8 protein-coding genes, 1 tRNA gene and 3 rRNA genes are annotated in these 12,831 nt (G+C 68.0%); 5 read left to right on the top strand and 7 right to left on the bottom strand.

Going from position 1 to position 12,831, the window contains the following annotated elements; translation table 11 throughout:
* The first annotated feature begins 598 nt into the window (after positions 1-598).
* The 4 genes from E7744_RS12145 (at position 599) to E7744_RS12130 (ending at position 6,928) form a co-directional block, all read left to right on the top strand.
* Positions 599-2,124, top strand: a 16S ribosomal RNA gene (locus E7744_RS12145).
* Between the two features lie 623 nt (positions 2,125-2,747).
* Positions 2,748-5,837 (top strand): 23S ribosomal RNA (locus tag E7744_RS12140).
* Positions 5,838-6,143: 306 nt separating this feature from the next.
* Positions 6,144-6,260, top strand: a 5S ribosomal RNA gene (gene rrf, locus E7744_RS12135).
* The 16S, 23S and 5S rRNA genes sit together here, the layout of an rRNA operon.
* A gap of 128 nt (positions 6,261-6,388) precedes the next feature.
* Positions 6,389-6,928: a hypothetical protein gene (locus E7744_RS12130; RefSeq protein WP_137774337.1), complete on the top strand. Its 540-nt coding sequence runs from the start codon at positions 6,389-6,391 to the stop codon at positions 6,926-6,928.
* A 56-nt stretch (positions 6,929-6,984) separates the two neighbouring features.
* Here E7744_RS12130 and E7744_RS12125 read toward each other — a convergent pair whose 3' ends face one another.
* Complete coding sequence (locus E7744_RS12125) at positions 6,985-7,626, bottom strand: hypothetical protein (protein WP_137774336.1); 642 nt, start codon at positions 7,624-7,626, stop codon at positions 6,985-6,987.
* 324 nt (positions 7,627-7,950) lie between these two features.
* On the opposite strand from E7744_RS12125, the gene E7744_RS12120 reads away from it, so the two are divergent.
* Positions 7,951-8,027 (top strand) — tRNA-Pro (locus E7744_RS12120).
* Between the two features lie 127 nt (positions 8,028-8,154).
* Here the strand turns inward: E7744_RS12120 and E7744_RS12115 are convergent.
* The 6 genes from E7744_RS12115 to E7744_RS12090 form a co-directional block, all read right to left on the bottom strand.
* The gene (locus tag E7744_RS12115; RefSeq protein ID WP_137774335.1) at positions 8,155-8,523 is read right to left on the bottom strand and encodes a GNAT family N-acetyltransferase; all 369 of its coding nucleotides are present in this window, start codon (positions 8,521-8,523) and stop codon (positions 8,155-8,157) included.
* 83 nt (positions 8,524-8,606) lie between these two features.
* Positions 8,607-9,785, bottom strand: a complete 1,179-nt coding sequence (locus E7744_RS12110; protein ID WP_137774334.1) for a pirin family protein — start codon at positions 9,783-9,785, stop codon at positions 8,607-8,609.
* Between the two features lie 14 nt (positions 9,786-9,799).
* The gene (locus E7744_RS12105) at positions 9,800-10,303 is read right to left on the bottom strand and encodes a carboxymuconolactone decarboxylase family protein (RefSeq protein ID WP_137774333.1); all 504 of its coding nucleotides are present in this window, start codon (positions 10,301-10,303) and stop codon (positions 9,800-9,802) included.
* A 226-nt stretch (positions 10,304-10,529) separates the two neighbouring features.
* Entirely contained in the window at positions 10,530-11,186 is a 657-nt protein-coding gene (locus E7744_RS12100) for an NADPH-dependent F420 reductase (protein ID WP_137774332.1), read from the bottom strand.
* Between the two features lie 13 nt (positions 11,187-11,199).
* Complete coding sequence (gene rraA / locus E7744_RS12095) at positions 11,200-11,703, bottom strand: ribonuclease E activity regulator RraA (protein ID WP_137774331.1); 504 nt, start codon at positions 11,701-11,703, stop codon at positions 11,200-11,202.
* Positions 11,700-12,593, bottom strand: a complete 894-nt coding sequence (locus tag E7744_RS12090; RefSeq protein ID WP_137774330.1) for a fumarylacetoacetate hydrolase family protein — start codon at positions 12,591-12,593, stop codon at positions 11,700-11,702. The genes rraA and E7744_RS12090 overlap by 4 nt, the downstream gene beginning before the upstream one ends.
* Between the last annotated feature and the right edge of the window lie 238 nt (positions 12,594-12,831).

Below are 12,831 nucleotides of genomic sequence, written 5' to 3'. Positions count from 1 at the left end.
GACGGGCATGCGGCCGGGGCCGGACGGGCCCCGTGCGGGTCCCGGTTTGCGTGGGGGTGGGTGGGGGTGTAGGGTTGCTCCTCGTGCCACGGCGTGGAGGGGCGGTTGTCCTTCCGGTGGTGGTGCGGCTGTCCTTGACTGGGGCGGTGTCCGGCCTGGTGCCGGGGGCCGGCCGGGTGCGGCGGGTTTGACGCCGGGGCCCGGGAGGGTCTAGGATGGGAAAGTTGCTCCGGGGAGCTGGCGGGTCGCTGTGGCGGCCGGCGGGTGGTCCGGGGGCGGCGGTGGGACTTCGGTCCGGGTGCGGTGAGCGCGGCGGGAACGCCGGTTTGACGGGCCGGGGAAGAGGGACTACGCTTTGAAAGCCGCGGATGAGGAAAGCGAAGAAACGGCCGGGTGAAACCGGTTTCCTTCGCCGGTACTGATCACGTGCCTGTTGTTTGAGAACTCAATAGTGTGCCAAGTTTGTTGATGCCAATTGTTTGAAATTGGTGGATGGCCTGACCGCCGCACCCCCGTGTGGTGGAGGGCCTCTTGCCAGGGATTGAATGATGCCGTGCCGGGTTTTCCGCCGGGCGTGGTGTTGTTTCTTCTGTAGTTTTTTACGGAGAGTTTGATCCTGGCTCAGGATGAACGCTGGCGGCGTGCTTAACACATGCAAGTCGAACGCTGAAGCCCCAGCTTGCTGGGGTGGATGAGTGGCGAACGGGTGAGTAACACGTGAGTAACCTTCCCTTGACTCTGGGATAAGCCTGGGAAACCGGGTCTAATACCGGATACGACCCTCCATCGCATGGTGTGGGGGTGGAAAGATTCATCGGTCTTGGATGGACTCGCGGCCTATCAGCTGGTTGGTGGGGTAATGGCCCACCAAGGCGACGACGGGTAGCCGGCCTGAGAGGGTGACCGGCCACACTGGGACTGAGACACGGCCCAGACTCCTACGGGAGGCAGCAGTGGGGAATATTGCACAATGGGCGCAAGCCTGATGCAGCGACGCCGCGTGAGGGATGACGGCCTTCGGGTTGTAAACCTCTTTCAGTAGGGAAGAAGCGCAAGTGACGGTACCTGCAGAAGAAGCGCCGGCTAACTACGTGCCAGCAGCCGCGGTAATACGTAGGGCGCGAGCGTTATCCGGAATTATTGGGCGTAAAGAGCTCGTAGGCGGTTTGTCGCGTCTGCCGTGAAAGTCCGGGGCTTAACCCCGGATCTGCGGTGGGTACGGGCAGACTGGAGTGCAGTAGGGGAGACTGGAATTCCTGGTGTAGCGGTGAAATGCGCAGATATCAGGAGGAACACCGATGGCGAAGGCAGGTCTCTGGGCTGTTACTGACGCTGAGGAGCGAAAGCATGGGGAGCGAACAGGATTAGATACCCTGGTAGTCCATGCCGTAAACGTTGGGCACTAGGTGTGGGGGCCATTCCACGGTTTCCGCGCCGCAGCTAACGCATTAAGTGCCCCGCCTGGGGAGTACGGCCGCAAGGCTAAAACTCAAAGGAATTGACGGGGGCCCGCACAAGCGGCGGAGCATGCGGATTAATTCGATGCAACGCGAAGAACCTTACCAAGGCTTGACATGTTCCCGACCGGGCCAGAGATGGTCCTTCCCCTCTGGGGCGGGTTCACAGGTGGTGCATGGTTGTCGTCAGCTCGTGTCGTGAGATGTTGGGTTAAGTCCCGCAACGAGCGCAACCCTCGTTCCATGTTGCCAGCGGGTCGTGCCGGGGACTCATGGGAGACTGCCGGGGTCAACTCGGAGGAAGGTGGGGACGACGTCAAATCATCATGCCCCTTATGTCTTGGGCTTCACGCATGCTACAATGGCCGGTACAATGGGTTGCGATACTGTGAGGTGGAGCTAATCCCAAAAAGCCGGTCTCAGTTCGGATTGGGGTCTGCAACTCGACCCCATGAAGTCGGAGTCGCTAGTAATCGCAGATCAGCAACGCTGCGGTGAATACGTTCCCGGGCCTTGTACACACCGCCCGTCAAGTCACGAAAGTCGGTAACACCCGAAGCCGGTGGCCCAACCCTCGTGGGGGGAGCCGTCGAAGGTGGGACTGGCGATTGGGACTAAGTCGTAACAAGGTAGCCGTACCGGAAGGTGCGGCTGGATCACCTCCTTTCTAAGGAGCGCATGGCCATCTCGTCCCGCACCAGGTGCGGGGGTTACCGGGGTGGTCCATTTGGTGCCCGTGTCGGTCCCGCGTGTGGACCGGCGGGTTGCTCATGGGTGGAACATCAACGAATGGTGCCCCTGGCCGTACCGGCCGGTGGTCCTTGCAGTACTGCGCCTGGAATGGGCGCCCCGGGGGTTGTCCTGGGGTGTCGCGCCGGCGTGTGGAAGGAGGACCCCGGGTGGATGGGCGTGGGGGTGTTGGCACACTGTTGGGTCCTGGGACAACAGGACCGGCCGCCGATCCCGGTGGCGCCCTGCCCGTCGTGGTGGGGTGGCCGGGGGGTGGTTGTTCCGGGCCTGTGGTCTGGTTCCGGCTGCACCGAGACACCGTGGTGCGTGGGTTCTCCTCCTCGTGGGGGGTGCCGGCGCGGGTGGGGGCGTGTGGCGCGGGTTGTTGTTTGGGAACTGCATAGTGGACGCGAGCATCTTATTTTGCCGTCATGCCCACGCCCCCTGGCGTGGTGTGGCGGCGCCGAGAATGTAGTCATCTTTCGATGCCCGCCCGTGGTGTCCCCTCGGGGGTGCCGGCGTGGTGGGTGTCTTATGCTCATCGAGGCTTGGCCGTTGTGTGGCTAAGTTTTCAAGGGCGCATGGTGGATGCCTTGGCAACAGGAGCCGATGAAGGACGTGGGAATCTGCGATAAGCCTGGGGGAGTCGATAACCGGACGTTGAGCCCAGGATCTCCGAATGGGGGAACCCCGCACGCCGACGAGCGTGTGACCGCCGGTTGAACACATAGGCCGGTTGGAGGGAACGCAGGGAAGTGAAACATCTCAGTACCTGCAGGAAGAGAAAACAACATGTGATTCCGTCAGTAGTGGCGAGCGAACGCGGATGGGGCTAAACCGTGCACGTGTGATACCCGGCAGGGGTTGCGTGTTCGGGGTTGTGGGCCTTTGCGTCCCAGGTCTGCCGGCCTGGGGTGGTGAGGTGCGGGCGTATAGGCGAACAGGTTTGGATGCCTGACCGTAGGGGGTGAGAGTCCCGTAGCCGTAATGCGTTCCGCCGCCTAGTGAGTGTGCCCGAGTAGCACGGGGCCCGAGAAATCCCGTGTGAATCTGCCAGGACCACCTGGTAAGCCTGAATACTACCTGTTGACCGATAGCGGATCAGTACCGTGAGGGAATGGTGAAAAGCACCCCGGGAGGGGAGTGAAATAGTACCTGAAACCATGTGCCTACAATCCGTCGGAGCCCTGCGGGGTGACGGCGTGCCTTTTGAAGAATGAGCCTGCGAGTTAGTGCTGTGTCGCGAGGTTAACCCGTGGGGGGAAGCCGTAGCGAAAGCGAGTCTGAATAGGGCGATTTAGTGGCACGGTCTAGACCCGAAGCGGAGTGATCTACCCATGGCCAGGTTGAAGCGCGTGTAAGAGCGCGTGGAGGACCGAACCCACTTCAGTTGAAAATGGAGGGGATGAGCTGTGGGTAGGGGTGAAAGGCCAATCAAACTCCGTGATAGCTGGTTCTCCCCGAAATGCATTTAGGTGCAGCGTCACGTGTTTCTTCCCGGAGGTAGAGCTACTGGATGGCTGATGGGCCCTACAAGGTTACTGACGTCAGCCAAACTCCGAATGCCGGGAAGTCAGAGCGTGGCAGTGAGACCGTGGGGGATAAGCTTCATGGTCGAGAGGGAAACAGCCCAGACCACCGGTTAAGGCCCCCAAGCGTGTGCTAAGTGGGAAAGGATGTGGAGTTGCTGTGACAACCAGGAGGTTGGCTTAGAAGCAGCCACCCTTGAAAGAGTGCGTAATAGCTCACTGGTCAAGTGATTCCGCGCCGACAATGTAGCGGGGCTCAAGCACACCGCCGAAACCGTGGCATTCAGCATCTGCTGGATGGGTAGGGGAGCGTCGTGCACGAGGTGAAGCCGGGGCGGAAGCGTCGGTGGATTGTGCACGAGTGAGAATGCAGGCATGAGTAGCGAAAGACGGGTGGGAAACCCGTCCGCCGGATGACCAAGGGTTCCAGGGTCAAGCTAATCTGCCCTGGGTAAGTCGGGACCTAAGGCGAGGCCGACAGGCGTAGTCGATGGACAACGGGTTGATATTCCCGTACCGGCGAAGAACCGCCCCTGCCGAGCCGGTGATACTAACCGCCCGAACCCGCCTGGACGCCCCTTCGGGGGCGCGTGGCGGGCAAGCGCGGGACCTGAACCGGGGAGGCAAGCGCATTAACAGGTGTGACGCAGGAAGGTAGCCGGGCCAGGCAATGGAAATGACCTGGTCCAAGGGCGTAGGGTGTCCGGTTGGCAAATCCGCCGGACGTGAGCCTGAGACCCGATAGGCCCCCACCAGGTGGGGGATCCGGTGATCCTATGCTGCCAAGAAAAGCATCGGCGCGAGGTTCCAGCCGCCCGTACCCCAAACCGACACAGGTGGTCAGGTAGAGAATACCAAGGCGATCGAGAGAATCATGGTTAAGGAACTCGGCAAAATGCCCCCGTAACTTCGGGAGAAGGGGGGCCCCAACCCTGACATCCACGCGCTGGATGGAGGGGATCGGGGCCGCAGAGACCAGGGGGAAGCGACTGTTTATCAAAAACACAGGTCCGTGCGAAGTCGCAAGACGATGTATACGGACTGACTCCTGCCCGGTGCTGGAAGGTTAAGAGGACCTGTTAGCCGCAAGGCGAAGCGGAGAATTTAAGCCCCAGTAAACGGCGGTGGTAACTATAACCATCCTAAGGTAGCGAAATTCCTTGTCGGGTAAGTTCCGACCTGCACGAATGGAGTAACGACTTCCCCGCTGTCTCAACCGTGAACTCGGCGAAATTGCACTACGAGTAAAGATGCTCGTTACGCGCAGAAGGACGGAAAGACCCCGAGACCTTTACTATAGTTTGGTATTGGTGTTCGGTGTGGCTTGTGTAGGATAGGTGGGAGACTGTGAAGCGGGCACGCCAGTGCTCGTGGAGTCATCGTTGAAATACCACTCTGGTCACATTGGACATCTAACTTCGGCCCGTGATCCGGGTCAGGGACAGTGCCTGATGGGTAGTTTAACTGGGGCGGTTGCCTCCCAAAATGTAACGGAGGCGCCCAAAGGTCCCCTCAGCCTGGTTGGCAATCAGGTGTCGAGTGCAAGTGCACAAGGGGGCTTGACTGTGAGAGAGGCATCTCGAGCAGGGACGAAAGTCGGGACTAGTGATCCGGCGGCCCGTTGTGGAACGGCCGTCGCTCAACGGATAAAAGGTACCTCGGGGATAACAGGCTGATCTTGCCCAAGAGTCCATATCGACGGCATGGTTTGGCACCTCGATGTCGGCTCGTCGCATCCTGGGGCTGGAGTAGGTCCCAAGGGTTGGGCTGTTCGCCCATTAAAGCGGTACGCGAGCTGGGTTCAGAACGTCGTGAGACAGTTCGGTCCCTATCCTCTGCGCGCGCAGGAAATTTGAGAAGGTCTGTCCTTAGTACGAGAGGACCGGGACGGACGAACCTCTGGTATGTCAGTTGTACCGCCAGGTGCACCGCTGATTGGCTACGTTCGGAACGGATAACCGCTGAAAGCATCTAAGCGGGAAGCCAGCTTCGAGATGAGATTTCCACACCCCTCGTGGGTGGGAGGCCCCCAGCAGACCACTGGGTTGATAGGCCGGACGTGGAAGCAAGGACCAACGACTTGTGAAGCCGACCGGTACTAATAGGCCGACAACTTAAACACACAACACCACCCCCGGGCCGGGCTTCACCGGCCGGGGAGGGCCAGGTGCGCAGCGTCCACTATGCGGTTGCGGAACAACAACCCGACCGAACCACCACCCCCCGCGGGGGGCGGCCAGCCCGGGGCACCACCCCGGGCACCCCACCAGCCCCCCGGCACGCCGGGCCCGGCCGGGGCCCAGTATGGGTACAATTGAACAGTGCAACCACAGTGTTGTAACCACCAAGCCACCCCCGACACGGCGGCCCACCCCACCCCCCACCCGGGGAGTGCGGGGCACGGGCCCGGACAGGGCGGTCACAGGGTTACGGCGGTCATAGCGTGGGGGAAACGCCCGGTCCCATTCCGAACCCGGAAGCTAAGGCCCACAGCGCCGATGGTACTGCATCCGGGAGGATGTGGGAGAGTAGGACGCCGCCGGACAACCATTCACCAGGAGCCCTGGACCACACGGTCCAGGGCTCCTGGCCTTTAACACCCCCCACCCCAGCGCCACCGACACCACCCCTCCATGCCCAGGGCGCCGGCCGGGTGGTGAGAGGATGGTGCCCATGTCCGAGAGCATCTTCCACGATCCCTTCGCCCGGCCTCCCGCTGGACAGGACCCGTCGCCGGGCGGTCCCGTGTCGCCGGGTGCCGAGGCCCCGGGCACGTCCGCCGGGGGCGATGCGCCCGCACCGCGGCTGTTGACGGCGGAGGTCCCGCTGGCCGAGGACCAGGCGGTGGAGGCGTTCCTCGAGTATCCGCACCTGTGGTGGCCCGCGGAGATGCGTGCCTGCGGCGAGGGCAGTCACGTGGGCCTCGAGGACGGTCTGCTGGTCGAGGAGGGCGAGGACGGCAGGCGCCATTCCTGGGCCCGGATCGGGGCGGTGGACGCCGAGGGCCTGCACTTCCGGTGGGTCGGCTGGCTGGGGCGTACGGGCGCCGGCCCCTCCTGCGACGCCGTGGTGGGCTTCGCGCCCACGCCGGGGGTCCCGTCCGGCACGACCGTGACGGCCGCGATCACCGGTCCGGCGTCGTCGGTCGAGGAATGGGCCGTGCTCATGGGCGCCTATGCCCGGTTCGCCGGGGGACGACCAGGGCGGACGTGAGCTCCGTCCGGGCAGCACTGCCCGGTCCGGCCCGGCGGGGGGCGTGACCGGGGCGCCTATAGTCCGTTCTCCCGGAACATCCGCAGGTCGCCGTCCTCGAACCGCTGCTCGAGGATGCGGCCATTGGCGCGCATCGCCTCGAGGTCGTGCCGCAGGACGGCATCGCGGTTGGCGGTGACCTCGGTCCCGAGCAGGCGCAGCTGCCGCGTCCACTCTCCCGCCGCGGCGGGCTTGGCCGAATCGGGGAGGCGGAGGTAGACCTCGAGCGTGGAGGGCAGGTACCGGTAGACGATGGACTCCAGGGCCATCCGCTGCTCCGGGGCGCGGGCGACGTCGTCCCACCGGTCGATCATCTCCCGCAGGTGCATGCCGATGGACCCGAGCTCGCGGTCCGCCGCCGGGGGGATCCTGCCCCGGTTCTGGCGCAGGGTGTCCTGGAACGCGGCGAGGCGGTCCCTCATCTCATCCCTCGTGGCGCCCCGGACCGGGACACCGGAGGAGTAGGTGCTGCCGGCGGCCGGGGTGAGGAAATACCCGGTGGCGTAGCCCAGGGCGCCGGCCAGGAGCGCCGCCAGGACCGACCCGGAGGCCAGCAGGACGGCGACGAACAGCACGAGGAAGGCCACCAGCCCCACCAGGTGGGGCCGGGAGCGGAGAAGGCCGCCTGGCCCCCCGGTCTCGTCGCCGCTGGTCGTCACGGACCTCCTCCGCACTGCGCGGCGCCCCTCGGGGGTACTCGTCGTCCCGGCGGGCCCGGGAGCGGCGGGAGGCACTCGCTGGGGCCAGTCTAGGTCCCGGCGGGGCCACGAGGCTCGATTCCTCGGGTGCCCCGGTCCCCTTGGCGCCCCCGGCGCCCGGTGGAGCACCGCGGCACCCGTCCCGGTCGGCCGGACGCCGTGCTCCGGGATCGGTGACGGACCGAGGACCCGGTACCGAACCGCTCGTTTTGGCGAAACCGGGATGAGGGGTCTAGGATAGTTCACTGTGGTTCCCAGCCGGTCACGGCGCGGAATCACCCTCCACGGGGTGTGGCGCAGCTTGGTAGCGCGCGTCGTTCGGGACGACGAGGCCGCAGGTTCAAATCCTGTCACCCCGACCACGGAAGGGCCCGGGCCAGATGGCCCGGGCCCTTCGCCGTTCCCGGCCGGTCCACTCGAGGGATCCGGCGCGGGTCCCGCGGGCCGCCTGGCGCGGCACCGCGGACGCGTGGCCCGGGGTGCCACGGCTCAGCGGCGGTCGAGCGCCTGCAGGTGCTCCGGGGTCGTGGGGAGCACGTGCTCGGCGTACTCGGGGTGCTTGGCCACCCACCCCTTCACGTAGGGGCAGACCGTGACGATCCTGAACCCGTCCGCGATCGAGTCGTCCAGCGCCCGGCGGACCAGGGTGGAGGCCAGCCCGTGGCCGCCGAACTCCTCCTTGACCTCGGTGTGGGGGAAGATCCGCTGCCGCTGGCCGCCGATCTCCACGTCGTGGATGACGGTGTAGCCGGCGGGCTCGCCGGAATCGTCCACGTGGATCTCGTAGCGCGGCCTCGTCCCCTTGACGACCCGGGGGTCCTCGAGGGTGGGTGCCTGGCTCGCGTCCCGCTGCGTCATGGTCGGTCCTCTCGTCGGTGCTCGTCGGTGCTACGTGCTCGGTGGACCCTCGTGTGCCGCCCGCCGGTGGCCGGAGGGTCCGGTCACCTCGACGGTGGGTTCGCCCGGGGCCTCATGCGCGTGGTCGGCAGCGCCGGGGCGGGGATGGGCGCGGGCTGGGCCGGCGGGAAGTCCCCGAACTGCGGGAAGGGCCGTCCGTCGTCGTAGCGGGCCCCGCGCAACCGGTCCAGGAGACCGCCGGACACCGGGGCACCCAGGGCGGCGACGCCGTCGGGCTGGGCGGGGGAGGCCGCCTCGCCCGCCAGCGGGGAGCCCTGGCCGGGGGCCTCGAAGCCCATCTCCTCCTGGTAGGCGGCGCGCCAGGCGACGATCTCCTCGTGGGACCGGCCCACGAAGTTCCACCACATGATGATCTGCTCGCCCAGGGGCTCGCCGCCGATCAGCAGGGCCGTCACCGGCTCGGTGCCCGCGGACACGGTGATCCGCTCCCGGCCGGTGCCGACGAAGCCGAGATGGTCCTCGGGGAGGGCGACCCCGTCCAGGGCCACGTCCCCGGCCACGCGCAGCAGTCCGTGCTCGTGCCCGGCGGGCACGTCGATCTCCACGACGGCGCCCGGCTCCAGCAGCAGCTCCGCGCCGGTGAGCGGCAGGTGCGTGTGCACGGGGGAGGTGTACCCCAGCAGCGATCCCAGGAACACGCGCGCGGTGTACCCCTCCCCGGTCACCGGCTCGGGCCGGTGGGAGTCCAGCGAGGGCGGGGTGAACCGCGCGTGCTCGGGGAGGGCGTACCAGAGCTGGGCGCCGTGCAGGACGGTGGTGTCCGCGGTGGAGAACTCCGAGTGCGTGATGCCGGCCCCGGCGTTCATGAGGTTCACCTCGCCCGGTCGCACGGTGGCCCAGTTGCCGGCGGAGTCCACGTGGTCCACGCGTCCGGTGAACAGCCAGGACACCGTGGCCAGCCCCGTGTGCGGGTGCCGGGGGACCTGCATGCCGCCGGTGGCGGAGACGTCGTCCGGGCCGTAGAAGTCCAGGAAGCACCACGCCCCGATGAGCGAGCGGGCGCGCTGGGGCAGGGTGCGCTTCACGGTCATGGCCCGCGGCCCGCCGAGGGGGACCGGCCTCGGCTCGAGCAGCTCGACCGGGCCGGCGGACGCGGGGACCGCGCTGACGCCGTCGGACAGGCCCTGCGTGAACCGGGGGCCGCCACCGGCCGGGCCGCCCTCGCAGACGCGTTCCTCGGGGTGGGTCTCGGTGTTGCTCATGGCGGTCCTCCGGATCAGAGTCCCGGCGCCTGCGGGGCTCGGCGCACCGGGTGGTGGGACAGGATGGAGATGCGGTTGGTGACGTTCATGGTGATGGCCAGCCACTGCACCGCGGAGTACTGCTCGTCGGTGAGCACCGCGTGGGAGAGCATCTGGGTGGCGTCCCGGTCCTCGGTCCCCGGCAGGGTGGTGACCACCTCGGCCAGGGCCAGGGCCGCCTTCTCCTGCTCCGAGTAGACGTCCGCGTCCTCCCAGGCGGCCACGAGCCCGCGGCGCTGGTCGTCCAGGCCCACCTCGATCGCCCTGCGCGTGTGCACGTGCAGGCAGTAGGCGCAGCCGTTGATCTGGGAGACGCGGAGGTTGACCAGCTCGACGAGCTGGTCGTCCAGCCCGGCGGCGCGCGCGGCCTCCTTGGCGGCCGTGGACAGCCCGCCGACGGCCTTCCAGGCCGCAGGCCCGGACTTGTCGAGGTAGAAGGACAGCGGGTCCTGGCGCTCCGCGCGCTCCGTGGTGCTCATAAAAATTTGAACCAATCTGTGCGGGGGAACATTCCCGGCCGGGAGCAGGACGGCCCGCGCCGGTCCGGCGCCGGCCCGCGGGGCACCCCCGGACGGCCGGCGGGGCAGGGGCATGGCCTCACCGTACTCCCGCGGCCGGGTGCGGGGGAGGGGGGTCGGGGCGCGCGCCACCGCAACTCCGCCACCCGGGGCTCCCGCCCAGGGTCCGCCGCCCACTGCCCGTCGCTCAGGAGCCGGCGAGGCCGAGGGCCCGGCGCAGGGCGGGGGCGGACAGCGGCTGGTTGAACACGGGGCCGCCGGGCTCCAGGGCCCGGCCGGCGGCGAGGGACGGCAGCACGACCGGCTCGAAGCCGAGACGGGCGGTGAGGTCGGCGACCCGCCGGACGGCGCCGGCGTCGTCCCCGGCCACGCCGAGCGCTCGCCGGTCCGCGGCGCCGCTCCGGCCCGCGGTGTCCAGGTCCCAGTGGCTGACGTGGTTCAGTGCCTTGACGACCGTGGCCCCGGGCAGGCGCGCCGCCACGGCCTCGGAACTGGAGAGTCCGGCCTCGAGGGAGGCCCGGAACCAGTCCGCGAGCGGCTCCTCGTCCCAGCGGTTCGTCGCGTCCACCACCACGGCGCCCCGGAGCCACGCCGGGTCCACGGCGTCCAGCTCCTCCTGCGGGACCATGAGCACCACGAGGGGCGGTAAGCCCGGGGCGGTCCGGGCGTCGTCGGCGGCGATGCACTCCGCGGGGACCGCCGTGGCCCGCGGGGCGTACTGGGCCAGGTGCAGGCGCAGCGCGCCGGGAGGCCGGCTGGCCGCGATGCGCGTGGGCACGCCCGCGGCCTGCGCCGCCCGGGCCAGGGCGGTGCCGGCCCGCCCCGCGCCGAGGATGTTGAGCACGGCCCGCTCCCGCTCAGCCGGCGGGCGTCACGAGGATGCCGTCCTCGTCCGCCCACAGGGTGGCCCCGGGCGTGAAGACCGCGCCGCCGAACTCCACCGGCACGTCCACCTCGCCGGCGCCGTCCTTCGCGGACTTGCGCGGATTGGAGCCCAGGGCCTTGACGCCCAGGTCCAGGGTGGCGACCACGGCCCGGTCCCGGATGGCGCCGTGGACCACCACGCCGGCCCAGCCGTTCTCCACCGCGGCGGCGGCGATCAGGTCCCCCATCAGCGCGGACTCGAGCGAGCCCCGCCCGTCCACCACGAGGACGGCGCCCTCACCGGGGGAGTTCAGCACCCGCTTGACCAGGCCGTTGTCCCGGTGGCATCGGATCGTCCGGACCGGCCCCGTGAACCGGACCCGCCCGCCGAGGTCCTGGAACGGCACGGAACAGGACTGCAGGGACTCGTCGGCGTCGTAGAGGTCGCACGTGGTGAACCCGGACCCGCCGGGCCCCGCGGTGCCGGCCGCCGTCACCGGATCTCGTTCCGCTGGGCGCCCAGGCCCTCGATCGAGGTCTCCAGCACGTCCCCGGCCCGCAGCCACGGGCGGCGGCCGTTCTCGTCCTTGCGGGCCAGGGCCACCCCGGCCGGGGTCCCGGTGAGGATCAGGTCCCCGGGCAGCAGCGTGACCATGTCCGAGATGTAGGACACCAGCTTCTCGGGGCCGAACACGAGGTCCGCGGTCGAGTCCTCCTGCATGACCTCCCCGTTGACGCGCGTGGTGATCCGGGCGCCCTCGGCGAACTCGTCCGGGGTGACGAGCCAGGGTCCCACGGGGGTGGTCTCCTCCCAGATCTTGCCCTGCGTCCACTCGGTCGTCCGGCCCTGGTACCCGCGCACGGACACGTCGTTGGACACCGCGTACCCGGCGATGTGCGCGGCCGCCTCGTCCTCGGGGATCCGCCGGCCCGGCTCGCCGATGACGATGCACAGCTCGCCCTCCCAGTCGAGCCGGTGGTCCTCGGCGGGCACCTCGATCGGGTCGGTGGCCCCGGTGAGCGTCTGGGCGAACTTGGTGAAGATCGCCGGGTACTCCGGCAGCTCGAGACCGGTCTCGAGGATGTGGTTGCGGTAGTTCAGGCCGATGCAGAACACCTTGGTGGGGAACGGGACGACCGTGGCCGGCTCCAGCTGGGTCGCGTCCAGCACGCGCGTGGGGTCCTCCTCGGCCGCGGTGAGCGTGGACTCCACCAGCTCGGTGCGGTCCTGTGCCGGCAGGGAGAGGAAGTCCCCGACGTCGATCACGCCCTCCAGCTCGACCGCGCTGGTGGCGCGGGAGCCGTCGTCGGCGGTGACGATCGCGGCGAAGGTGGCACCCGGGGTCTCCGGGTCGGATCCGGGCAGTCGGAAGGTGGCTAGCTTCATGGGGCTATCCCACCACACCGGGCGCGCGGGAGGCAGCCGGAGGGGGCAGGGGTGACGCGGGCACGGTGCGAGGACGGCGCGCGGCCGCGGCCGACGGTGCCCGGCGGGGCCGCCCGCGGGGCGGCCCGGCGATGCGGAGCCGCGCATGCTCCCACGTCAAGACCGGATGGGATATCCTGCGCGCGTCGGGGGACGAGGGAAGACGGGTCGCCCGGCCATCACTCCGCCTCCGAAGGAC

It is taken from the genome of Citricoccus sp. SGAir0253, assembly GCF_005877055.1.
Taxonomy (GTDB): domain Bacteria; phylum Actinomycetota; class Actinomycetes; order Actinomycetales; family Micrococcaceae; genus Citricoccus.
The sequence above is the reverse complement of the archived record's forward strand: the minus strand, read 5'-3'. Positions and strand labels throughout refer to the sequence as shown.

Excerpts from the sequence above, each read along its gene's own strand:
- E7744_RS12105 (WP_137774333.1), bottom strand. The coding sequence starts at position 10,303 with ATGAGCACCACGGAGCGCGCGGAGCGCCAGGACCCGCTGTCCTTCTAC.
- E7744_RS12110 (WP_137774334.1), bottom strand. The coding sequence starts at position 9,785 with ATGAGCAACACCGAGACCCACCCCGAGGAACGCGTCTGCGAGGGCGGC.
- E7744_RS12090 (WP_137774330.1), bottom strand. The coding sequence starts at position 12,593 with ATGAAGCTAGCCACCTTCCGACTGCCCGGATCCGACCCGGAGACCCCG.
- E7744_RS12130 (WP_137774337.1), top strand. The coding sequence starts at position 6,389 with ATGTCCGAGAGCATCTTCCACGATCCCTTCGCCCGGCCTCCCGCTGGA.
- E7744_RS12115 (WP_137774335.1), bottom strand. The coding sequence starts at position 8,523 with ATGACGCAGCGGGACGCGAGCCAGGCACCCACCCTCGAGGACCCCCGG.